At 43.1% G+C, this 24,227-nt stretch carries 23 protein-coding genes; 21 read left to right on the forward strand and 2 right to left on the reverse strand.

The features are described 5' to 3' along the window. Positions 1-8 precede the first annotated feature (8 nt). The 8 genes from R7127_RS13640 (at position 9) to hfq (ending at position 11,256) form a co-directional block, all read left to right on the forward strand. Complete coding sequence (locus R7127_RS13640; RefSeq protein ID WP_318148445.1) at positions 9-293, forward strand: phage tail protein; 285 nt, start codon at positions 9-11, stop codon at positions 291-293. Further along, complete coding sequence (locus R7127_RS13645; protein ID WP_318148446.1) at positions 274-2,688, forward strand: hypothetical protein; 2,415 nt, start codon at positions 274-276, stop codon at positions 2,686-2,688. The genes R7127_RS13640 and R7127_RS13645 overlap by 20 nt, the downstream gene beginning before the upstream one ends. Continuing rightward, entirely contained in the window at positions 2,678-3,151 is a 474-nt protein-coding gene (locus R7127_RS13650) for a hypothetical protein (RefSeq protein WP_318148447.1), read from the forward strand. Before R7127_RS13645 ends, R7127_RS13650 begins: the two co-directional genes overlap by 11 nt. Next, positions 3,151-6,702, forward strand: coding sequence for an SGNH/GDSL hydrolase family protein (locus R7127_RS13655; protein ID WP_318148448.1), 3,552 nt, complete (start codon positions 3,151-3,153; stop codon positions 6,700-6,702). Before R7127_RS13650 ends, R7127_RS13655 begins: the two co-directional genes overlap by 1 nt. A gap of 151 nt (positions 6,703-6,853) precedes the next feature. Further along, the gene (locus tag R7127_RS13660; protein ID WP_318148449.1) at positions 6,854-7,342 is read left to right on the forward strand and encodes a DUF1833 family protein; all 489 of its coding nucleotides are present in this window, start codon (positions 6,854-6,856) and stop codon (positions 7,340-7,342) included. Positions 7,343-7,361: 19 nt separating this feature from the next. Then, a complete protein-coding gene (locus tag R7127_RS13665; RefSeq protein WP_318148450.1) occupies positions 7,362-7,757 on the forward strand; it encodes a hypothetical protein in 396 nt (131 codons plus the stop codon). Between the two features lies 1 nt (position 7,758). After that, entirely contained in the window at positions 7,759-10,647 is a 2,889-nt protein-coding gene (locus R7127_RS13670; RefSeq protein WP_318148451.1) for a host specificity factor TipJ family phage tail protein, read from the forward strand. A gap of 315 nt (positions 10,648-10,962) precedes the next feature. Then, entirely contained in the window at positions 10,963-11,256 is a 294-nt protein-coding gene (gene hfq, locus R7127_RS13675; protein ID WP_318148452.1) for an RNA chaperone Hfq, read from the forward strand. Between the two features lie 496 nt (positions 11,257-11,752). Here hfq and R7127_RS13680 read toward each other — a convergent pair whose 3' ends face one another. Then, entirely contained in the window at positions 11,753-12,709 is a 957-nt protein-coding gene (locus R7127_RS13680; protein ID WP_318148453.1) for an integron integrase, read from the reverse strand. 226 nt (positions 12,710-12,935) lie between these two features. On the opposite strand from R7127_RS13680, the gene R7127_RS13685 reads away from it, so the two are divergent. From R7127_RS13685 to R7127_RS13760, 13 genes are all read left to right on the forward strand, one after another. Beyond that, positions 12,936-13,295 (forward strand): hypothetical protein, encoded by a 360-nt coding sequence (locus R7127_RS13685; RefSeq protein WP_258626009.1) that lies wholly within the window; start codon positions 12,936-12,938, stop codon positions 13,293-13,295. A 141-nt stretch (positions 13,296-13,436) separates the two neighbouring features. Then, positions 13,437-14,189 (forward strand): hypothetical protein, encoded by a 753-nt coding sequence (locus R7127_RS13690; RefSeq protein ID WP_262584543.1) that lies wholly within the window; start codon positions 13,437-13,439, stop codon positions 14,187-14,189. A gap of 591 nt (positions 14,190-14,780) precedes the next feature. Beyond that, on the forward strand, positions 14,781-15,122 hold the full coding sequence (locus tag R7127_RS13700) for a hypothetical protein (RefSeq protein WP_115386057.1): 342 nt from the start codon (positions 14,781-14,783) through the stop codon (positions 15,120-15,122). Positions 15,123-15,366: 244 nt separating this feature from the next. Continuing rightward, positions 15,367-15,891: a DUF6988 family protein gene (locus tag R7127_RS13710; RefSeq protein ID WP_075110976.1), complete on the forward strand. Its 525-nt coding sequence runs from the start codon at positions 15,367-15,369 to the stop codon at positions 15,889-15,891. Positions 15,892-16,026: 135 nt separating this feature from the next. Further along, a complete protein-coding gene (locus R7127_RS13715) occupies positions 16,027-16,410 on the forward strand; it encodes a RidA family protein (RefSeq protein ID WP_172563661.1) in 384 nt (127 codons plus the stop codon). A 1,232-nt stretch (positions 16,411-17,642) separates the two neighbouring features. Further along, positions 17,643-17,966 carry a hypothetical protein gene (locus tag R7127_RS13720; RefSeq protein ID WP_045481323.1) on the forward strand — a complete coding sequence of 108 codons (324 nt, stop codon included), beginning with the start codon at positions 17,643-17,645 and terminating at the stop codon, positions 17,964-17,966. 219 nt (positions 17,967-18,185) lie between these two features. After that, positions 18,186-18,326: a hypothetical protein gene (locus tag R7127_RS13725; RefSeq protein WP_172563611.1), complete on the forward strand. Its 141-nt coding sequence runs from the start codon at positions 18,186-18,188 to the stop codon at positions 18,324-18,326. A gap of 188 nt (positions 18,327-18,514) precedes the next feature. Continuing rightward, the gene (locus tag R7127_RS13730; RefSeq protein WP_053306467.1) at positions 18,515-19,024 is read left to right on the forward strand and encodes a hypothetical protein; all 510 of its coding nucleotides are present in this window, start codon (positions 18,515-18,517) and stop codon (positions 19,022-19,024) included. A 69-nt stretch (positions 19,025-19,093) separates the two neighbouring features. Further along, the gene (locus tag R7127_RS13735) at positions 19,094-19,432 is read left to right on the forward strand and encodes a hypothetical protein (protein WP_172563612.1); all 339 of its coding nucleotides are present in this window, start codon (positions 19,094-19,096) and stop codon (positions 19,430-19,432) included. Between the two features lie 162 nt (positions 19,433-19,594). Then, entirely contained in the window at positions 19,595-19,927 is a 333-nt protein-coding gene (locus tag R7127_RS13745) for a hypothetical protein (RefSeq protein WP_238796047.1), read from the forward strand. Between the two features lie 133 nt (positions 19,928-20,060). Next, positions 20,061-20,510, forward strand: a complete 450-nt coding sequence (locus tag R7127_RS13750) for a hypothetical protein (protein WP_138940482.1) — start codon at positions 20,061-20,063, stop codon at positions 20,508-20,510. 745 nt (positions 20,511-21,255) lie between these two features. After that, positions 21,256-21,708 (forward strand): hypothetical protein, encoded by a 453-nt coding sequence (locus tag R7127_RS13755; protein ID WP_029388826.1) that lies wholly within the window; start codon positions 21,256-21,258, stop codon positions 21,706-21,708. A 1,158-nt stretch (positions 21,709-22,866) separates the two neighbouring features. Further along, positions 22,867-23,205, forward strand: coding sequence for a hypothetical protein (locus R7127_RS13760; protein WP_054577398.1), 339 nt, complete (start codon positions 22,867-22,869; stop codon positions 23,203-23,205). A gap of 133 nt (positions 23,206-23,338) precedes the next feature. Here the strand turns inward: R7127_RS13760 and R7127_RS13765 are convergent, their stop codons facing one another. Continuing rightward, positions 23,339-24,205, reverse strand: a complete 867-nt coding sequence (locus R7127_RS13765) for a hypothetical protein (RefSeq protein WP_172563615.1) — start codon at positions 24,203-24,205, stop codon at positions 23,339-23,341. Between the last annotated feature and the right edge of the window lie 22 nt (positions 24,206-24,227).

A 24,227-nucleotide genomic window follows, 5' to 3' on the forward strand; every position in this document is an offset into this window, starting at 1 on the left:
GGCGAACCATGCTTGCCTCAGTCAGCAGTGAAACGGTTATCGAGTGGCAAGAACACTTTTCTGAGCAAGGCTTTACACACCAAATGGACAACTGGAGGTTTGCTGTCAGTTGTGCATCGAACTGGAATGTCACCTCCTTGGCCGCAGGTATTAAGTTAGACGAACCTATTTCCTTCCGAGATTTCTTACCCGCCACTGGCGAGCCCGAAGAACCCCGTGAATATACCGATGAAGAGCTGATGGCGATGAGCGAATCAGCAGGAGGATTCCGCATTGAGCGCCCAGATTGCTGATTTTAATATTCGCTTCAATACTGAAACCGCCAAGTTTCAGAAAGACGTGGATTACGCCAAGAAGATGCTGCGCGGCTACACCAAAGAAGCCAAAGTAGCTAACGATGAAACGGGAAATTTCGACCGACAACTCAAAGTCGCAGGAGCCAATTTTAAAGAATTTGGCAGAGGCACTTTGCAAGTCGCAGGTATGATTACTGCCGGAATGACTGCCACCGTCGCTGCAAGTGCTTACGTTGTTCGTCAAAGCGCCCAACAAGCTCGAGAAATTGAGCGACAAGCCACGGTTGCTCAGGTCTCAGTTGAGCGAATTCAAGCCTTAGCCTATGCCTCTCAGCAATATAATATTGAAGGCGACAGAATGTCGGACATCCTCAAGGATGTGAACGATAAGCTAGGTGATTTCTCCGAGAACGAAGGCGGTGAGTTTGCCGACTTTATGGAGAATATCGCGCCTAAAGTCGGCCTCACTATCGAGAAGCTGCAACAACTATCCGGTCCAGAAGCACTCATCGCGGTGAAAACTGCGATGGATGCTGCCAACGTTCCGATGAAAAGTCAGATTTTCTATCTGGAAAGTATCGCCAATGATGCATCGGCATTAATGCCACTGCTGGATAACCAAGGCCAAAAGCTTTATGAGTTAACTCAACACTACCAAGATATGAACGTGGCTATGTCTCAGTTTGACATCAGCCAGTTCAAGCAAATGGACCAACAAATTGGTGACATGGAGCTAAAGCTTGGTAAAGCGTTTAGTGGTCTTTCCCGACAAGTGACATTCAGCCTTCTACCTGCATTAGATGATGTAAATATCTTTGTCGACGGTTTGACGAAAGGTGTAAGAGATTACACGAATCAGATTGAAGCCTTTGGTCTCGCCTCAGCAACGTTGAATGTGTTTTCTGGCACCACCATGCGTGAAAAACACCGTGAAATTTTCGGTGAAATGATCGAGCTAGAGGAAGAGCTTAAAGAATATGAAGGCGTAGATATCAACAAGCTGCCGAGTGTTAATCCATTTGGTAAAAGTCGTAATGAATGGTTCAACTTACAGCGTGATCTCGCAATGAAGCGTGATGAGCTTAGAGAACTGAATGACAAAGTGGTCGAGCAGCAAAAGCGTTGGTCAAGCAACTTCGATTACAAAGGCTCAGGGAGTGGTAACGACAACGGCGATGACACTGGCAGTGGTTCAGGTACAGATAAGGATTTAGAACGACAGCAAGCAGCAAGTGCATCCAGACTATCAGCATTGGACACACAGTACGCAGATGAGCGTGAAAAGCTTTTGTTGGCTCACGAGCAGCGCGTAGAAGACATTGAAAACCTAAAGCTCTCAGAGCAAGAAATTGAAAAGCGTGGTTTTGATAGCTTAGAAGCGATCAAAGCGGAATATACAACTCGCGAAAATGCACATTACGAAAACGAGAAAGCTAAGCATCAAAAACGTGTAGAAAACGAAATAAACCAAGTTGTCAGTGGATGGCAGCAACGTTTGGCTTTGAATGCTGCTGGTGAAGAAACAGCAGCAACTGAAGAAGCTCTAGCATATGTTAACCGTCAGAAGCTTTTGGATGAGCAGTTTGCCGCCACAATGGAAAAAGCGGCAGGTAACAAGGCACTGGAGCAAGAACTAGAGCAGCAGTACTTTGCGACTAGAGAAGCTACTTGGGAACAGCATCAACGGAATTTGAACAAAATTGAAGAGGATGCTGCAAAATCTAGACGTGCAAAACAGGTAGTAGAGCTTCAAAATTACTCAGATCTCTTCGGTAATATGGCGGGTCTTGTAAAAGGGTTCTCTGGTAAGCAATCTGGGTTGTATAGGGGCATGTTTGCCGCTTCTAAAGCTTTTGCAGTTGCAGAGTCAATTGTCAAAATCCAACAAGGGATAGCCAACGCTGCTTCTTTACCTTTTCCATCCAACATTCCGGCTATGGGTTCTGTGATTGCTAGCACAGCGAGTATCGTTAATACGATTAAGTCTACTCAAATGACAAACATGGCGCATAACGGCATTGAAGAAGTTCCGATGTACGGTGGTCGCAGTGAATCAAACTGGACGCTAAAAGCAGGTGAGCGAGTTTACACCAACGAGTCAGCGCGACGCATTGACCAAATGTATCAAGCCACCATGGCGATTTATCGCCAACGATTTTCTGCGAACGACCCAACCATGGCCTACCAAAACCGTATGGCTGGAAATAGTAGCCCCGCCAATGTTGTCGTGAACCTGGTCGAAGACGCCAGCCGAGCGGGAACCGTAGAGCAATCTAACGATGGTGACCTGGTTACCTTAGACATTAAGGTTGCCAAGATTCTGCAATCGTCATCGTCTCAAAGCGCTCAGGTCATGAAAACTCGATACAGGACTCAACAGTATGGCAGTTAAATTTACCTACCCAAGCATGTTGCCGGTTCCGTTGTTGTCTGCGTATAGCCTCAATCAGCAGTCTAGTGTGATTACAACTGAGTTCAGCACTGGCCGAGTTAGAGCTAGGCAGTTAAAAGACCGCCCGAGCACCATGAAAGCTGTCTGGCGTATTGATGAGTCAATGGCCGAGATGTTTGAAAGTGCGCTCGAAAACTGGCTTTTAGGCCGCTGGTTTCTGATCAAGATTAGGCTTCCACGAACTGAACGTATGCAGGAAGTGGAAGCGCTAATCACCAAAGACCCAAGAGAAAAGCGCAAACCAAGCAGCCGAAACCTTTCCAAATGGGAATACACAGGCGAATTACTCATTAAACCGTTGCCACAAATGGATGAAGGCAAATTGCTGGATGCCATGTATTACCCGAACACCTTTGCTGAGCTGATTGCTCAACTAGAAACCACCATGATGGAGTTACCTTAATGTCCAATTTTCCAGATTTATTAACCTCATTTGCAGAAGCGGTGGAAGCGCTAAAAGTTAAGCTGAGTCAGGATGCATCTAAATCCACCACTTATAACGGTGAGCTAATTCAGTCAATCGAGAAAGATTTGAACGATAGATACGTTGAACTGAAAACCATGATGAACGGTCGCTTATCGTTTGCTACGAAAGCGGAGATGGATGCCGACACAACACAAGAAATGAATGCATTGGCCGAAGTGTGGAATGACACTGATGTAAATAAAAACGGGCTTTATGGGTGGAATGGTTCTGTATGGGGTAAATCCACTTATGATCCACGGCAAGAAATGTTGGCGAACTTTGACAGTGTGACCTTAGCCTCAGCCATAGCGAACCGTACGTTTGAAAAATGGATTCAGGATGGGTATGACACCGAAATGTCAGCGCCAATCTGGGGGTTTGATAACGAAGTTTATGCCAATAGTTGGTTGCCAGGTACCCCACTTTCTGGATTCGGGTTCGTATCTAAATATGATGAGCCCAATGTGATCAGTGGGATTGAATTTATACATGCTCAAAATGGTGGGACGTATCAATATGCGGTGAGCGTATATAAACGTCCTGATAGTGCAGGTCGTGATGCGGCGCCGCCCGACGCGGTTTCTGGTGATGTATTGCTGCATGCAGAAACGGTCATTAAACCCCAGGAAGCCTCGCAAAGCTTTGACTGGTATCTCTTAGAATTCAATAAGCAAATCCCTGTGGTCCCTGGCTTTCATTACATCATTTTAGTAGAGGCCCAAAATTCAAGTGGTGAGCCAGTCTCTTTCGCCTGCCGTTCTTATAGTACGGAAGTGGACGTGCCAGCATCAATGTCGGTCGAGCACGGTTTCTTTAATAGTATTTCAGACCCTAATTTCAGGCCGTTCACATCTGCTTTCAGTAATGAAGTGATGTATGCCAGGACATTAGTCCGAATTGCGAAAGGCATGAACCAAAAGATGGGAAAGATTGAAACAGTATCTGAAAAGCAAAGTGATGCATTGGGATTGTCGTATACCGTCGCAAATAATGACCGTCGTAATGCGCTTTCTAGAACGGATAGTTCAACAACTTGGAAAGCAGGGGATTTTACTGGATGGGCCTCTCATCATCGTTTTGAAGGAGTGAACAGTTCGACGCTTGTTGAAGCCGTAGAGTTTTTTACTAACGGGCGAAATGGCGGGCTTCATGACTTTGAAAGCCGAACCGACACACTGACGGTGTCAGTGTTTGAAATGACGGATGACAACTGGACAGAGGGCAACTTTGAAACGTACCCATTAATCGTGCAGAATGACGTGTTTATCGGCTCTAAAGGGGAAAATCTAGAGTTGCTTACGTTACCAATATCATTTGAGGCCAAACCGGATACTGATTATATCATTAGCATTATTGGTTGGTTTAATGATCAGCGTTCGGGTGTAGGCGCAGCACTTGGTATTCACGAGGATTTTGACAACCCGAATCTAGGTAGGTATCGAGGGTTTTATCAAGCAGGTGTTTCTGGAGGTTGGTTCGAGCATAACTTAGGTTCTGGTGTCTGGCTAAAAACAAATGAGCGAACCTTTAAACTCAATAATGGTGAGTTTGATAAAATCATGGCGTTCATGGAGCCTAAACAATACCCATTGTACAGCCGTGAATGGGTGTCTAATAATTGGAGTTGGAATGCGAATGCGGCTAACCCATTTACAGGCTGGGCGGTCGGTTACGACCCACAAAATGATCACTTGGCGACCAATATTGAAGTAGTGTTGGAAAATGCAGTGTCTGCACTACCGCTTAATCTGAAAGTGTACAAGCGAATCGTTGGCGCCATCACCTCACCACCAGGTGCTTTAGGTGATGAATTGGTATTAACCAAGCAATTTAGTGCCACCGACATTGAAATCAACAGTGATAATTTTCAGTGGGTAACCATACCGGTTGATGAACTAAAGCATTTTGAAGCTGGATTTTCATACCTGTTCCATTTCTACACCGACGGATCAGGTCTTGGGACTGGCATGACGGCGCTCGATCTTGATGAATCGGATTATATACATCGAGGGTGGTATTCAACTCAAGTTTACCCTGCATTAAGGTCAATATCTGGCAATGGAGGGGTGGCAATAAGAGTATTGGCTGATGGGTACGCTCCTCTGGACCTAACGCCCAAATCCATTTTGTTCACCACTCACAATCAAGTTGATGTCGAAACGTCCAAAGTGTCTGATTTGACGCTGACGGTAGAAGCATCATTACGTTCAATAGGTGTGAATGTCGACATTGAGAAAGCGTTGACGTTTGACACGACGCTTAATCAGGCGGGCATCACTGAGCAAGTAAATCTGGTGTACTCAACTGGAAGCCGATTGTTCACCAACCCAAACCCAAGATTGCAAAACAAGTATATTGCTAATGTGTCTGCGGTTCGAACGGATGATGGAACACCATTAGAGGAAGGTGTGGATTTTCGCGTTTATGATCAAGGTGGTAAATTGGTTGGGTTGGTTGATACAGCCACGTACTCCATTGATGTAACATACGACGGCTATTTTGAACGTTATGATCTGGTTGAATACGACATTATCAGCGGAGAGTTGACGGTCGTAAAGGGCACGAATCGTGATCGCGATGCCGATGAATATAAACCGCAACCAACCGCCGGTAAGTTACCACTTTATTATGTCTATGTTGCTGGCGATAAACTGGAGTTAATCCCAGTTCACCTTTGGCAGTTGGGGATACAGCGAGGCACTGAGGATGAGGTAGCTCAACTTCAGCGTCATAATGCGTCGAGTTTGACCCAAGTTCTGGGTAAGCTACGTCGAGGTGACGACATTCGCCTGGCAGGGTACGGGGACTCTATCACCGCTGTGCAAAATAACGAGCCACCAGTCACCACACCAGGTGGAATTGAGCGTGATCGATTGTGGTACTTTAGAGATTATGAGCCTGACACAATTTCAAAAATAGAGACGTTTGATTTTGGTGACGGTGCAGGTTCTGACCACGTAAAAGAGGGGTGGAACTGGAGGCTAAAAGAGCACTTTGAAACCGCATATGGCGTGATCTGCAATTATGATAACTGGGGTATTGGTGGTACTACTTCTGGCACCGGAGCTAAGCAAGGCTTAGACCCAACGAGGTTAAATGCTTTATTAGCAAGTCAGCCTGATTTAACTGTGATTGCGTTTGGTATGAACGAAATTGGTGATGATGCGACGCTATCTAATGTCATTCAAATTGCTAATCAGCTAAAAGCAATTGGCTCAGACGTTATTATTATGGGTTGTCCTAGGATTAATGCACTAGGCGGCAGAGCTTCAGTGGAAGCGTGGCGTAAAACCAATAACTTGCTGTATGCTGCCGCGATTCAAACTGGCTCTGCATATTGCTCAACCGCTTACCTGACTGATGATGAGCGATTGTCTGGTATAGGGCTCAGTGCAAACAGTATGTGTAATTCTAACCAGTACAATCACCCTGGTGCTTATGAGCTGCGTCGTTACGGTCACTTTTTGGCGTCATTGTTCTTACTATGAAAACAATAGAAGTTACCTACGCCATTGTTCCTGATGCTGTGTCTACTATTGCCTAGCATTCGCCGCGCCATCGATTCCTGATGGCGCGTAGTGAATTGCCATGGCAATCATGAGTAATGAGCCAGTCCATTCTTAAGATGAGATTTTCCCTATGTCTCAAGCCCTAAAGCAATACCACGCTAGTGCTGGACCCGACGACGAGCTGATCACTCTGCAATTAACCTCAACCGCGTTTGGAACTCGTTATCTGGTTTCGGCGTTTGAGGATATTACCGCTGCCCTCGAAGATACCACCTTGGTGACCTTTGAGGCTGCGGGGCTGGCGGTGAACCTTCCAAAGTCTGCCACTGGAGCAGAGATGGAGCTTCAATTTGGTCTCGATAACGTAACTGGTGAAGCAAGAGAGCTGATAGAAGCAGCGCGCAAAGCAGGTGCAGATGTATTTATTACGCTGCGTCAGTATATGGCCTCAGATCTAACGGCACCTGCAGCAAAACCGATTAAGTTCAAAGTCACTACAGCAACGACATCTCGCACGAATTGTAGCGTTAATGCTGGGATAGGCTATCTCAGTAATAGCGCTTGGCCGAGAGAACGGTTTACTGTCGAATACGCGCCTGGTCTGGCGAACATATCATAACGATTAAAAGAGGTTAGCTATGAATACAGATAGGCTGCTCAGTATCGCTGAGCGAGTCCCGTATTTGCCTGGTGGTCGTGATCTGTTGGGGTGGGATTGCTATGGTTCTGTTCGCTGGCTGAATTACCAATTCACTGGCGTTTTGATGCCTGAGTTTCCTGCAATCAGCCACAAGGAGTCCATGACAACCCAACGTGCAGCGTGGGCCATGCATGATCACGTGCAAGAGTGTGAGTTCCAACCTCTGGCTTTGGCGTCTCAATATAGAAATCGACGTTGGGAGCATGTTGGTTTGGTACTGCCTGACCGTCGCATTATTCACGCCTATGAAGGCATCAATAAAACCACCATCCAACGGCGGAGCATGTTTGAAATGCTCGCGCCTGTTACCAAGTATTATCAATGGAAAGCTTAAGATGGCCACACTGATTGTTTATCCTGATGCTGCTGACGTTACGGTTCGAGAAGAAAACCAGATTCATGAACCAACATTGAAAGCTTATCTTGATCATCATATCCCTGGCTGGGATTGCGGACCAAGTGGTCATAAGCTAAAAGCCCCAAGGTTCGCTGCTGTGCTTAACGGTAGCTCGTTCTCACCATCTCGATGGCAGTCTCAAGTTCTGTTGGATAGCGACGTAATTGAAGTGGTGCTTCCGCCTAAAGGTATTGAAATCACTGTTGCAGGCTGGATCGCAATTGCGGTCTCAGCAGCGTCTGCGGCTTACAGCTTTTTCATGATGAACAATATGAACCAGCTTGGCTCAAACTCCAGTACGGTTCCCAAAGGTAAAAACATTTATGACATCAACGCTCAGGCGAATAGTGTTGAATTAATGGGGATCCGGCCTCAATGGTTTGGCCGTCACCAGTCCGTGCCGAGTTACCTTTGCAGTCCCTATAAGTATTACAACGAGAATAATGAGCAGGTTCTCGCCCTGATGCTTCATGTTGGGGAAGGGCATTACCAGATATCTTCAACGGGATTGAGCATTGCTGGTACGCCAATCAGTCGCCTGAGTGACGATGTGGACTGGCAGTTTTTTGAGCCTGGAGAGGATGTCACGGTTCATGAGGCCCATCGCAATATCTACACTGCGGAAGAGGTCGGTGGAACGGACAGCTCAAGCGGTCTGGATTTTATCGGACCTAGTACGTCGGTTTCCTTTGGTTCCGAAGATGCTGACATGGCGTTGATTCTGAGTGACGACACCGTGCTTATTCAGGAGCGTATTACACGCACTGTTTATTACGGTGGAGATCGTGATAATGAGACGACGAGCTACTGGAAAAACAAAAATCTCAACTGGGCAGATGGCACAACGTTTACCATCACCGGTGTTTCATCTCAGTCGGTTCTGATTGATGACATTGTGGAGATCGTCGACAGCGGTAACGATGAAACGACAGGGGAACCACTGCCGGATAAGATTATCGGCAAAGGATTTAGTGTCCTTAGCGTCAATCAAGAAATTCAGCTGTCTGGCGCAGGCTCAAATGATTCGACTTATTTGGCTGTGCCTCTGTCAGACACAGAACTGACTTTCAAAGACTTGGAAGGTAATGACGTTATCGATCTAACTCCTGCGCCAAGTGTAACGGTTAAGATTACGACTACCAGCACGGATGATGGTTTGTACCAGATCGTTTCCACCGATTCTGATTATAAGATGACGGTGATTCGCGTTGGGGATGAGGACTGGACTGGTTTTTTGGGCGGAACGTATAGCAACGATATCTCACTGGATGTAACCAGCGACACGTTACCAGATTACCAGCTTGGCCCTTATGTTGGATGCCCTGAAGGGTACACGACCGATTACATTGAAATCGACATGCTGCGTAGTTCTGGGTGGGGGTGGTACGACAAAAAAGGCCGACTGCAAAATATTACCGTGGATTGGGAGGTCTGGGTCCGTGATGCCGATGTAGGAGAGCTCGATGAATGGCAGGTTTTCCCGTTCAGCTATACCGATAAAAGCTACGACCAAGTCGGCCAAACTCACCCTATCACGCTTTCAAGCCCGATACGTCCAGAGGTGATGCTGGTCAGGAAAACCAAGTCGTATGATGACACTAAGTATTTGGATAAGCTTCAGTGGATGCGCTTAAAGTGTAGACTGCCCACGGCGAGCAGCTACGCGACCAGCACCACACTGGCTATATCAATTCGTTCCGATTCAAATCTTTCTTCGTCGGCTACCAACAAGATCAAGGTAGTACAAACTCGCAAGCTTCCGGTACCCGATGGGGCGGGAGGCTGGACAGAAGAGCTGTACGCCACTAGAGATATTGCCCCTGCAGTGCGCTATATCGTGCACAATTCTGGCGGGTCGGACGACGACATTGATATGGATGAACTGCTGTGGATGCACGACAACGTGTGGTCACCAAATGAGGAGTATTTCGATGGTGGGTTTGTCGATGAGGGAACCATCTACTCTGCTTTGAAAACCACCTTGCAAGCAGGGATGGCCGAGTTTTGTTTCGATATTGGCAAAATTCTGCCTAAGCGTCTGTTTGAGAAAACTAGCGCAGGTCATGTCTACACACCGGACGTGATGAAAGGCGAGGGTTTAAACATCACCACAACACTGTATGACCCCGATCAAACCGAGGGGTTGATTGTGTATTACATGGACCCGACCGACTGGACAACCAGCAGCGTTAAGTGCTGGCTAGGCGATAAGAACGCGATCACTAAATGGGGAGAATTGGAGCTAACCAAGGGTGTTACGTCAAGAACGCGAGCTTGGCGCATAGGCATGAGAATGCTGAGACGGTCAAAGGGCGAGAAAATTAATTACTCGTTCACAACGGAAATGGACGCGCTCAACAGTACCTATTTGGACTATGCCGAGTTGTGTGATGACTTGCCGAACTTTGGCCAGTTTGGTGAGGTCGTCGACTGGCAGGTGGTCCGCAACAGCAACGATGAGTTAGTTGCTCAAATTACCGTAGATCGGGATTTAGAATGGACTGAGGGTGAGGCTCACTATATGACCATTCGCCGCCATGATGGAACGGGAAATGGCCCTTTTGTCGCAACAAAGGTTAGTAACCGAGTAGTCATGCTCAGTGGCCAGCTTGACTTTATCCCCGACCTGACCGGAAAAATAGAGCCCCCGCTTTGGCTCTTTGGTGATGCAACTCGCTATTCAGAGCCTGCGGTGATTACCTCGATAACGCCTAATATCAACAACGACGAGACCAAGTGTAGTGTTAAAGCTACCAACTACGTTGCTGACATGTTTAAAGACGATAACAACCTCCCGCCAGCTCTTGGGGTTACTTGGTGGGAGTAGTTCCTTTCTAAATGCTTTTCCTGATTCAGTACCTGCTGAGGTGATATTCTTAATTCAATTTAAATAGCCACTCATTTGTCCCCTAAAAAGTAAAACTTCATTCAAAAAGAGCCCAAAATTTTTTGTCAAATAACCATCCGACTTAACGTTATAGTTAAGTTCAATGTATATTTTGCAACAGTGGTCCAGTTATGAGAATCATTTCAATGAAGTTTTAGTAGCACGAGTAAACGTGAGGACTTTACTGATAACTAATCTAAAATTACGAGGTCTTCGAGCAAGGCAATTTGTTAAATTGTTAAAGTGAGGTGATATATGTTTAATGTTGTGACCAAATGGCTATTATTACCGTGCGTATTGTTGGTGTCAGGGTACGCTCTAGCTGGCGACAAAGAAATTCCATTGGATAACGTAGCTCTGGAGTGTCTTAAAGCCGAGACTATACCGTTAAGCATTTACCTAGTTAATGGTATTAAGTTACAAGGGCAAGTGAGTTCCTTTGATGACAACGTCATCGTATTACAAAATACTGTCAAACAAACTGTGTATAAACACGCAATCTCAACAATAGTTCCAGCTAGGCCATATTTCTGTGACGATACTCTTTAATCTGATTGCTTTCCGCCCTGCATAGTTAGTATACAGGGCGGCTAGCTAAATATAAGTATTAGGTAAGCTTTGAGTTTTATTTAATTCCTTCCAAACCCGATCAGACTCTTTCAACCACTTTCCATACTCCTTGGCCATCTGTTGAGCTAGGTAACTGACATTGACGTTCGCGTGGGTGCTAGCTGGTGTCAGTGTATCTAAATTGTTATTGATTCCTGTGTGGAATGCCGGTCTTTCTATCAAGAACAGCCCAAACTCTTACTAATGCAATACACGCTTAGTGTAGTAACCTCTTGCTGCTGGCATAACAATGTTTGAAACTAGGTTCAAGGTGACTGCTAGGCGCGAAAAATGGGGCAGATTTGGGGCAATGATGGGGCGAAATAAGCATGAAATTTTGAATGTTTAGGATTTATTTTGATCATATAAGAATTGAGAATGAGCACTTTTACATGACGGGTGTTTATTTAATATATTGATTTTTAATGATTTATTTTTAACTCACCAATTGAAGTTTACTTTTGTAGTTGACACGATGAATCGCAGTGTAGATTTGCGTGGTTTTTACATCAGTATGCCCTAATTGTTCCTGAACAGTTCTAATGTCTGCGCCAGATTCCAATAAGTGCGTGGCAAAACTGTGTCTTAGTGTGTGGCAAGTTACAGTTTTCTCAATGCTTGCGTCGCTTGCCGCGCGCTTTACTGCTCTTTGTATTGCGCTTTCATTGATATGATGCCTTCTCAATTCACCAGTATCTCGATCTGCGCTTAACTTTGTTGATGGAAACAAAAAGTGCCAGTTAAAATCTAGCTCCGCTTTTGGGTATTTACGTCGTAAACCTTCAGAGATGTATACGCCCGCATAACCAGGCATGTGTCTATCTTTAAAGTAATAGTTTCTTGCTAAATTAACTTGAGCTTTAAGTGGTTCATGCAGTTCTTTGGCTAATGTGACTGTACGATTTTTACCTCCTTTTCCTTGCCAAACGCGAACTGCACCATAATCATAATCGATGTCTTGAACTCGTAAGCGTAAACATTCCATCACTCGAAGCCCTGAGCCGTAAAGCAGCTGAATATGGAGTCTATACCTCGGGTCGATATGCTGAACGAATCTTCGGATCTCCTCCCTGGTTAACACAACGGGAAGTTTCTTTTCGGTCAAGGATTTCTGAAATCTCATATCAAGTGATAGTGGGGTTTTGAAATAATCACGATATAAAAATGATATTGAGTTCAGCGCCAAAGCTTGCGTTTTTACCGCAACTTTTTCTTCTACCGCTAAGTAACTCAGAAATTGAATGACATCATCTTCTGCTAGTGTTGATGGGTGTGCAAGCTGGTGAAAAGTGATAAAGCGTTTTATCCAAAATAGATAACTTTCGATAGTTTTATTCGCATAATGACGAGTAAGCATGTGCTCTTTTACACTAAGTAAAAACTGACTTTTCATGATAAATTAACCTGTTTATTTATACAGATCCGTTAATGTATCACCACTTTTGAAATTAGCGTGCTGTGCGCCGCCTAATTGCGCGAGCTACCACACATATTCATACTGTTTTTCTATTTGTTTCATATATATAAGTGCTACGATTGATAGCGCTTTTGATAAGAAAGAAGGCGATAGTCTGCCAGAAAAACGGCAAATCGCCGTATAGAAAGCGTTAGGTGAATTAATGGAATATCACTACACAAATAATGATAGGTTGATGCAGCTAAACGACTTAAAAGGACGTTTGACGCTTTTAATTGCTCACCTTCAACTAAACCATAACGATGCCAAGATAATTTCAATATACGAGCGTGCTTTGTTTGACGTAGATGAGCTGATTTGCAATGGCTTTAACCAAAATCAATTGTCGAATGTTAGTGATTCAATCCCAGATCTTTTTAATCGGCACAAAGATTGGGTACCTCCCTTAGAAGTTGGCTCTGATGGTAAGTTGTCTGAGCCGCAATGGTTTTTAGCGTTAGAGAACTCTCTTCAACCTGTTCTAAAAAGTGCAAGGGAACTAAAGGAGTTGGGTGCGCGATAATTCACCTAACAAATTGTTCAAGAGGGATTCGCAACGCGTGGCATTTTTACTATGCGTTGGTTCTGGTGATTAAGGTGGTATGCGGCGGCTTTCGTATTGCGTTGCTCACCCCTTAACAAGGCGTTATACGCAAGGAGTAATATGTACATTGTCGAATTAAACTACCCTGGTACTTGGTTGCAATTTGAAGATCAAGATTCTAAGCATGAAATCGAAACTATGCTACGAAGTTTGGAGGGCATAGTAACTGAAGCTGCAATTTCATTATCTATGTATGAACAGGCAGTCTCAGCTCCCCGTGATCATCGAAAAGAAATGGAGCGAGACCGAGAACTGAGAGAAGTAATCGATAATCAAATTCGTGAAGAAGCTGGAGAAGATTATTATCTAAATTTTGAACAATATAGATTGAAATCGGAAAAGCAGTTAAGAATTAGGAAAGCTGAGCTTGGAATTATTCCAAGCTCATACTTGCATAAAATTCCATTTATACATGCGCATACTTTTGTCTACGCCGTTGACTCATTTGGTAAGTTTTTAGAAGAATTAGCTCAATATAAAAATATACCGAAATCCGTTCAAAATTGTCTTGATGAGTTTAATCGACTGTTGCCCTCAGTTAGAAAAATCCGAAACTCTGCATTACATATCGAAGATCGCTCACGCGGGTATGGAACTTGGAAAGACAAAAAGAAGGGCAAAAAAATGGAGACTTCGGGTTTCTTAGGGCTCAGTAATCTAGAAGGCAATTTTTTATGCTACACGATCGATGATGGTACTTACCAGAAAGTTGAAATTAGTGTAAATGTTTTAAATATACTAGGGCAAATAATGAACCATTTGTTAGCGAGCTTTCAATGGGAAGGTAGCCCTCGAATAGAGCCGTACTACTAAGCGTATAACAAACTGTTTAAGAGTGATTCGCAACGCGTGGCATTTTTACTATGCGTTGCGTTTGGTGTTTAAGGTGGTATGCAGGGGCTTCGGTATTGCGTTGCTCACACCTTAACAGGGCGTTAGGCTAATCAGGGAGATAAAGATGTCACTTTGGGTTTTGGTTCCGCTTTCATTTTTCCAGCTTGGAGTAGGCTGCATTATTGGTTTTGGGCTTATATTTCTCTCAGGTATAGATAGGAGAGAGAAGCTTTCTGAGTTCAACAATAACGTTTGTGTAGCACTATGGTTTCTATATGTCTTTTCGGTGTTCACGAGTTTCGGACTAGTAATTTATTTTTACTTAATTGATAGCCAAGCATCGTATTATCTATGGTATTTAACACAATGGATTGTATTGGCCGTTCTTGTAGGCTACTGGCGAATAGCGAGCGTAAAATTAGCCTAACAAACAGTTCAAGAGGGATTCACAACGCGTGGCATTTATACTATGCGTTGGTTTTAGTGTTTAAGGCGGTATGCAGCGGCTTTTGTATTACGTTGTTCACCCCTTAACTGGGCGTTAGCTTAAATCATCAACAAGGATGTGTAATGAGAAACAAAAAATGGTTTTTTGCGGCGATTTTGCTCATTGGTGGTCCTTCACTACTGCCATTTAGTTTGGAAGTGATTTCTGCAATCGAGTTATTTGGCTTTTTGGGTTTATGGACAATTTATTCATCCTACGCAGAATATTTGGTGAATCATCCTAGATTCAAAAGAGGTTTTTGCTTAGCGACGAGTTGGGATTTTCAGCCTCAAATGCTGTTCTCTATAAGTGAGCTTAAGGAATGTCCCCAGCTAGTTTTCCATATGGTTCCAGTTCAAAGTATTATGGTTTGGACTCTGAATATTCTGTTTTGGGGTGGTGTAGCTTGGTGCTACATAATTTAAGCTAACAAACAGTTCAAGAGGGATTCAGCACGCGTGGCATTTTTGGTATGCGTTGATTTCGGTGTTGAAGTGTCATGCAGTAACATAGGTATTGCGTGCTTCACCCCTTAACTGGGCGTTATAAAACAAGGAGTAGACCATCGATATTTTACTCGCAAGGTCAGCTGAATACGAGAACTATGTTGACTATATACTAAGGCAACCGCTGTATGATGGCTCTGATAGGATTCGAGTAAGCAAAATAATGTGCAGCGTATCCTTGGAACATGCTGAAAGTTTAAAGATTCTGCTCGCGACAAGAAACTTCACATCTGCTCTTGGACTCTTGAGGCTTCAGTTCGAGAGTCTAGTTCGGGGAATGTGGGTGTTGTATGCTGCAAGTGACGTAGCAGTAAGCAAACTAACTGCAGAGTTAAATGAAGAAAATCAAAGAAGAGCTAACAACTTGCCGATGTTGAGCGAAATGATTAGCCAGTTGGAGAAGAAGGCTCCCACAAATGCAGTAGATCCTATTCTCGAGTTCAAAGAGTATTCTTGGAAACCGCTAAGCTCATACGTTCATGGAGGCTTACATGCTGTTGATAGACATAGCAAAGGGTATCCAGTTGCTATGCTAGAACAGGTTTTGAAAGCATCGAATGGTGTTAACGGCTTAGTTGCCGTATTTGGTTCTATCCTCACAGGTCAAACGAATTTGACTCAAGAAGTATATAAATCATTTGAAACATATGCAGACTGCTTTCAGATGAAGGGACCAATTGTTTTATAACAAAGCATTTAAGAGTGATTCCCAACGCTTGGCATTTTCATTTCAAAGTTGGGTTTAGTGTTTATGGTGCAATGGTTTAGGTTAGGTGGTAGCGTTGCTCACACCTTAATGCGGCGTTATGGCTTAGAGGGAAATATGAAAAAATCGATAGTACCAGATGAATTTAGGCATTACTTTGATGATTGGCATTTCTCGCCAGTAATTGAAGCTGATGGCACAGTATATTTGTCAGGTGTTACTGCTGCCAGAAAGGGTAAGCAAATAAGTACGAACCCAGAAGAACAGTTCCATGATGCTTTCTATAAACTCGGGGTTTACCTTAATGCAGCAGGGTTAACTTACGACGATATCCTCGAAATGACGACATTCCACATTGATTTAAAGAAGCACATAGATGTGTTTTCAAAAGTAAAAGATGAATATGTTAAAAAGCCTTATCCTGCTTGGTCAGCTATTGGAGTTTCAGAATTCATCCCAGAGAACGCACTCGTTGAAATGAGAATAGTGGCTAAACGTTAGCATCGCCATAACAAAGCGTTTAAGGCGGACTCTCAACGCTTGGCATTTTTTGTTCAAATTGGTTGCGGTGTTTATGATGTAATTATTAGGTTAGGTGGTAGCGTTGTTCGCCACTTAACGCGGCGTTAGGCTATGAGGTCTCAGATAAATCCCGTACAATATTGAGGGTTAATTTTTTGAGGCTTTAAGTAGTGAGAATTCTTTATATTTTGGGAGCGCTAATTAGCAGTTCGGCTATTGCATATGACCCCTATAATTGTCTGTCTGATGTCTCTGAAGTAGATAAAGGCATCCCAATTGGCTTGGCAACTGAACTTTGTTCAGGAGCTTGGACGAAAGAGCCCGCGACATGTTATCTGGGAGCCTCTCTTATCGATGAAGAAATTCCTCGTTTTCTAGCAATAAAACTTTGTTCAGGCTCGAGTGACGCAGAGAAAACTTTGATGTGTTATGCGAAGAGTGCTGAGGCAGAGTTAAACCGTGGTTTGGCAACTACCCTTTGTGGGGTGAGTGGGTCTAAAGAGTAGTTGTGTCAATAATAGCCTAACAAACTGTTTAAGAGGGATTCGCAACGCGTGGCATTTTCACTATGCGTTGATTTTAGTGATTAAGGTGGCTTGCAGCGGTTTCGGTATTGCGTTGCTCACCCCTTAACAGGGCGTTAGTACGGGATTGGCATCAACGGTTAAAAGTTTTGGTGTTTATTGGTTTCGTTTTCTAGCTTTTCACTGGATCAAATGTGCCTTTCATGTTCTTTCCGGTGGCACTCTATGCTGAGTTTCCGCTTTGACTTCACCGTTTACGGCTTCTAACTTTTTGGTTATTTCGTGGGCGCGGCTTCTCTTGTGTGGCTGGTTTTTGCCTTAAATTCGGTTCTTTGGTGTGGTTGTTAACGTTTCGGTGATCGAATCCTTTGTTAATTTGAAATTGGTCAAAATAGGGTAGTTGGGCGTATTTTTCTTCTAGCCAACTTGCGTTTTGAGGTTGAGTTCTAGTTTCGCAGTTGTCCCTTTGGCTTTAGCGTTTTAAGCCAACAGTTTCGTGCTATATTTCAATATCTTGGTGCAAACCAAAAGGTTTAGGAACAGCGTACCAACAAACAATTTAAGAGTGATTCGGCACGCGTGGCATTTTTACTATGCGTTGGTTTTAGTGATTAAGGTGGTATGCGGAAGCATTGGTATTGCGTGCTTCACACCTTAATTGGGCGTTATGTTTTTTGGGAGAAAATGATGGAATTCAAGCTAGAAATCTATGCACCTGAAACAGAAGTTGTAGCTATCCGTGACGCACTTAACTCAGTTGGCGCAGGTGTTGTGGGTGACTATGACAGCGTTATTTCTATCGTAAACATTTCCGGGTTCTGGAGACCAAAGGAAGGCTCGGAACCTGTTACTGGTGAAAAGGGTGAAATTAATTTTGGTGAAGAAGTCAGAATTGACGTTAGATGCCAAGAGTCTTTAGTTCAAGCAGCACTTGATGCTATTCGAAGAATTCACCCTTACGAAGAACCAGTGATCAATATTTTACCTCTATACAACCATAAGTTTGTCTAGCTACGTCAGCACAAACATAACAAACTGTTCAAGAGGGATTCGCAACGCGTGGCATTTTCACTATGCGTTGGTTTTAGTGTTTAAGGCGGTATGCGGCGGCCCTTGTATTGCGTTGCTCACCCCTTAACAGGGCGTTATGTTCTCGGAGGTTTATGGAAAATTTCAAAATTAGCAGAATCCATACAAAGTCAGGTATTTTCAGGCTATCTGGGATCATCAATGATGAAATTGGTCTTGAAAGCATCAGATATATTTCTGCCGAATACATGGGAACTGACGGCTGGTGCGAACTCGATTTACAGTCAGAACATACTCAAAGCTTGTTACGAAGTATTCAAGTTGAAGTGTTACAGCATCTAAGTTGAGGAAGTCTGTTCCATCAACCAGACGTAATTTTAAACGTCAGTAGTCTCAAATAACCACGAACATAACAAAGCGTTCAAGACGGATTCACAACGCTTGGCATTTTTAGTTTGAATCAGCTTTATTGTTTACGGCACAATGTTTTAGGTTAGGTGGTCGCGTTGTTCACCACTTAACGCGGCGTTATGTTCTTGGAGGACGTGGTGGAGTATCAAAGAGATAGGGTAACTTTTAGCGTTTTCCATAAACTTGTTGTAAAGCTATATAAGGCTCTCATATTCAAACTTTCAAACAAAAAAGAGAAGCTAGAGTGGCAGTTAATATTGATAGCCGATTGTTTACGAATCATCGGGCTGTGTAGGTTGGCTTATTGGCTTGCTTCTAAAGTGCAAACTTCAACGTCTAGCGTTAAGAACAAGTTCTGGTCAACCCATGCTTCAGGTATAGCTCTGCAATATGCAGGTGACATGATTGGCGCTGAAAAAGAATTCCTAAAAAGCCAGGATTTTGCTTGTGAGCTCTCTTTGAGTTTTAGTTTGCAGCATTTGGGTAAATTGAACGTTGAGCTTGGCAACTATAAACTGGCTGAGCAACAGTTCATAGAAGCATTGGCAATTCGAGAGAAATTGAAGCGGACTGACTTGGTAGAGTCGACTAACCGGGCAGTTCGAGGACTACAAAAGCTACGAACATAACAAACTGTTTAAGAGTGATTCAGCACGCGTAGCATTTTTGATATGCGTTGACTTTGGTGTTGAAGTGCCATGCAGCAGCATGGTCGTTGCGTGCTTCACACCTTAACAGAGCGTTATAACTCAGGAGGTCATATGAAATATTTTTTTCACCCTAAAGATGAAGAAACCTTCAAGATTCAGGCTGTTGGTAATTTTGTCAGAACGTTAGTCTTTGATCCTGAGAATGAAAAAGTACTATTAACATTTCATAGAAAAGTCTCGAAGGTTTGGGAACAAACACGGAAAAACAATATCGAAACCGATCATCGAATCAAAGAACTAACAAACGAGAACCTGCATGTTTATTCTTGGGTTGTTAGTAATAAAACAGAATTATTGCTTCCAAATTTTTTCGAACCCACTGAGTAAATGAGTTATAACAAACTGTTCAAGAGGGATTCGCAACGCGTGGCATTTTTACTATGCGTTGGTTTTGGTGTTTAAGGTGGTATGCGGCGGCTTTTGTATTGCGTTGCTCACCCCTTAACAGGGCGTTATGTGCTTGGAGCTATCAACATTATGGATCATCGAATGGATATCGACGAAATTGAAGCGAGCATAGTCACTCAAATATCTGATTACTGGGGGAGTGCTGCCGATGACTTTTGTACTTCAGAAAGTACTAACATACCATTTCAGAGGTTTGTACTTGAGTTTTCCCTTTATAAGTATTCCGTAGTTAGGATCAATTTTGAGCGAAATAGCCTATTTTTCAGTGAAGTGTCTAAAGGTATAAGTTTCAGCCTTTTATCACGTAAAGTTAGTTATCTAGATTTGACCGATGCTCTCGCCGAAATTGATGAAGAAGTTCGCTTAAGGATCCCTGATAAGTATTTAGTAGCTAAAGGTTGGCAACGCACATAACAAATTGTTCAAGAGTGATTCGGCACGCGTGGCATTTTTACTATGCGTTGGTTTTAGTGGTTAGGGTGGTATGCGGAAGCTCAGGTATTGCGTGCCTCACACCTTAACAAGGCGTTAGTTTTCAGGAGAATTTATGAAACCCTCAAAGCCGATAGGCAGCTACATTTCGGGTTTGAAAAAGGCGTTAAAGCATTATGGTGCAACGCAGCGAGATCAATACTCATGGATTGCCAAAACGAACGATCATTATGTGTTTACTGCTGAGCGTGATCACATAGATAAAGAAAACAATGTGTATTCACATAGTGAAGGTACTTTTTTAAAGAGAGTCCCCCCGTTATCTGTAGATTTTGGTGATGCATCGTTGACAGTTAGTCATGGTAAGGAGTTATTCGAGGCAATTAAAACGACATATGAAAATAATTGTTACTGTCACCTTTTAATCGTGAAAGGTACTAAATATGGTACAGATAAAGGTGGTGTAAAAGCAGTTATGGATGCTGATCTTTGGCAGGTAACATCGTTTATGGGTTCGGTTGAGAGTGGTTTTGAATTTAAGTTAGAGCGCACAAAAGAAAACTAACAATCTGTTTAAGAGTGATTCGCAACGCGTGGCATTTTTACTATGCGGTAGTTTAAGTGATTAAGGTGCTTTGCGGTGGCTTCGGCATTGCGTTGCTCACACCTTAACAGGGCGTTAGTTTGCAAGAGGAAAAACGCAGCTATATCGCAAGAGCTAATGGTAAAAACTCAAAGTTAAAATTGTCGTATCGGAGTTCAAGCTCACAGTTAATTAGCGTGGTAAAAACCCAAACTTGGCATCGTTTCAACGGTTGATTTGTTCTTTGGTGTGGCGACGTTTGGGTTAAGTGAGTTGAACTTTTTTGCTGAAACTCTGCTCGTTGAGTTTGTTGGTACAAACGCCGATTTACTCGCTGAAATGACGTTTTCTCTGGTGTGGTAAGTTCACGTGGTTTCAGTGACTTTGTTGAAAGTCCGCATTGTGAGATTGGTTTTCCAAAAGTGCTTTTTGGTGTTGTGAGTTTGTTTTCTGCGGCGTTGTTTGTTCCAAGTGGTTTCATTGAGTAGCCGCTTTGAGACTACGCCTGACTTAAGTGCGTCAAAGCACATAAAGTTTGTTGTTTGCAAAGTTTAAAACAACGTAAAATCAAGCCTTTGGGTCTGCAAACTAACAAACTGCTCAAGAGGGATTCACAACGCGTGGCTTTTTCACTATGCGTTGGTTTAAGTGATTAAGGTGGTATGCGGCGGCTTCGGTATTGCGTTGCTCACCCCTTAGCAGGGCGTTAGAAGTTTTAGGACTAAATATGGGACGCAGGAGAGAACTAGGTAGTATTGCAAGCGGCATTATTGGCTCGTTTCGGAGTAGAAACAATGATATCGATGGTTATTGGGGTATCGGTAAGCTTTACCTTTTCGTAGACCACCTTCAAAGTAAGTGTGTTTCAATAGACCTTTGTTCCCAACAGATTGCTCCATATTACCCGCACTTTGATCTCATGACTGAACGCTATTCAAAGATGTTTAAAAGGTTGCTTGTAAAACGTTCAATTCCGTTTGAATGGGTTAGCTCAGCATACGTTTACGTTGAATTTGAAGTAGATTATGAGGATCGTCATCATAATTGGCGGAGTGCATTGGGAAATCCGTGCAATCTAGTTTGTGTCGTCGTAGATGATAATGGCAAAAGTCATGTCGCTCGTGCGTATACAAACTGTTTCCCACATGACGCGAAAAGGGAAAGTCGGAGCACTAGGTGAGCAAACTTCTAACAAATTGTTCAAGAGTGATTCGGCACGTGTGGCATTTTTACCATGCGTTAGATCTAGTGGTTAGGGTGGTATGCGGATGCTTAAGTATTGCGTGCCTCACACCTTAACAAGGCGTTATGTGAACAAAACTGAGATTGATGTCGAGTTTATGAAAATATGATGCTCGACAGTATCTGAACTGGAACAAATACTATTTCAAATCATAAGCTTGGAGCGTCAGCATTGTGAGGTTTGTTTTAGTTGCAATAACACTGAACCATTTCATTTACTTATATTTCGAGCACTTTATCGACGGTGTAATGAGTAACCCTAGCGAAGCAGGTCAAGCTCCTGAGTATGGGATGGTTTACTCATTGTTGCTCTTTCCTTTCCAGTTTTTCCTAGAGCTAGTATTAATTGTCGCTTTGCTGTACCAAACTTTAGTAGTTCGTCAATGGAAAGGGAGCATATGGTACTGGGCTCCTTTTTTATTAACGTTGTTTCTGATCCTAGATATTGGATACTGAGTTTGCATGTTCACATAACAAATTGTTCAAGGGGATTCGCAACGCGTGGCATTTTTACTATGCGTTGGTTTTAGTGTTTAAGGCGGTATGCGGCTGCACCGGCATTGCGTTGCTCACCCCTTAACAAGGCGTTAGTTGCCAACGAGGAAAAGCGTACCTAAAGCAGAATGTTTAGGGTTAATGTTCGTGTGAGTTTGGTTGGTTTTTCGTATTTCAATTTCTAACGATTTGGGTTTGTGAAAATCGAACTTTGGTTTCTTGTGTGATTGGATTTTCTGTTTCGTAAGCTTATTTGGGTGTTGAAAGTCAGCTCGGTTAAATTATCTGCCCAAAAGAGTTTTTGGGCGTTGTTAGCCCGTTTTCTACGGCGTTGTATATTCCAAGTCGTTTCAGTGACAGGCGCTTTGAAACTACGCCTGATTTGAGGTTTTGCAAAGCACGTAAAAACAGTGTTGGCAAAGCGGTAATCAACTTCAAATCAAAGCTTTAGGTTTGGCAACTAACAAAGCATTTAAGAGGGATTCACAACGCTTGGCAGTTTTGGTTTGAATTAGCTTAAGTGTTTACGGCACAATGGTTTAGGTAAGGTGGTGGCGTTGTTCACCCCTTAATGCGGCGTTATGTGTACAGGAAGTACTTCATGAAAATCAATGGCATCCAATACTATTGGATAGTGGCAAGTGGGTTGGTTCTTCACATAGTTCTAACTCTCGTGGCTGTTGTATTTAACGACCAAATAGATTCACCTGACAGCGTAACTTTTGCTATCTATCTCATTGTTTGTGCTCCAGCCGTGGTGTGTTATTACACAGTAGTTCTAGAAATGTGGTCAGTTTTCCGATTTAAGTTAATATTGGTAAGTTTCTTTTTGCTTTTACTTGCCTTTATTGTTAATCCATATTTCTCGCTGCTATTGGCATTTGCACCGCATATATATTGGTTTTGGCGTATCAATGGGGTCAAAGGAAAATACACATAACAAAGCATTCAAGAGGGATTCACAACGCGTGGCAGTTTTGGTTTGAATTGGCTTTAGTGTTTACGGCACAATGGTTTAGGTTGGGTGGTTTGCGTTGTTCACCCCTTAATGCGGCGTTATGTGGCATCTTTGCTTACCAACCAAACACTTTTCGGACAGGGTTTTCCTCTCTTTTCCGTATTTGTGTTGTCTTTATCTTTGCTATGCTGGCTATGGGTAGACCAAAGTTTTCTGTTGTTCCTAGTCGGTGGAAGAACATGTATTTTTCGGTAGCTGTGATGAAAACTAGCTCGTTGCATTTTAACGGTTGCATAGGTGGAGTAATGAGAGGCGCAGTAAAGTCACAATCTTTGATACTAGGTAAAGTATCTTTAGTCCGTAATGTAATTTTAGATGTCTCGTATGGTCTAGTAGTTATTTCCAAATACTGCTTCTTAGACAAGGAAGATGTAATTATAAAAGAAGCGACACAAGCCATAGAAATCATGGTTAATATTATAAAATAGCTCATGTTTTTGCTATCAGAGAAAGCAATATTACTACTTTCCTCTTCATGCTCTCTTTGGGCTTTCAAATGACTTATTTGTAACTCTAGATCATAAATTCTCTCGTCTAGCTCTGAGGTGTCATGTAACTTCAGTTGTTTTAAAGATTTTAATTGCTCTAATTCAGACGGTAACTGTAACTCTGCTCGCGTCAATCTAAGGCTATTGCGCTCATTTCTTTTTTTTATCGTGGATAGTTTCCAAAGAAGAAGAGACATTATTAGAAATATAGGTACAAACAGTAAACCAAGTATGTGCGGATATTTAAGCCCAGCGAGCAAAAAGTCATCTATGGACGCATAGACTACGACATTGAAACCAAATTTATTCAGTAAGGAGTATTCAGTCCAATACCCTAACCCTGAACAAAATAGTGCTGATAGTGTAAAAATTAAAACAGGGTGAGATTGCAAGAATGAAAGGAATGTTTGGTCTTGTGTCGTGCTCTTTTGCATAATATTTAGATTTAATGCCGTT

Source organism: Vibrio sp. 1159, from assembly GCF_033340395.1.
GTDB classification, from domain to species: Bacteria; Pseudomonadota; Gammaproteobacteria; order Enterobacterales; family Vibrionaceae; genus Vibrio; species Vibrio alginolyticus.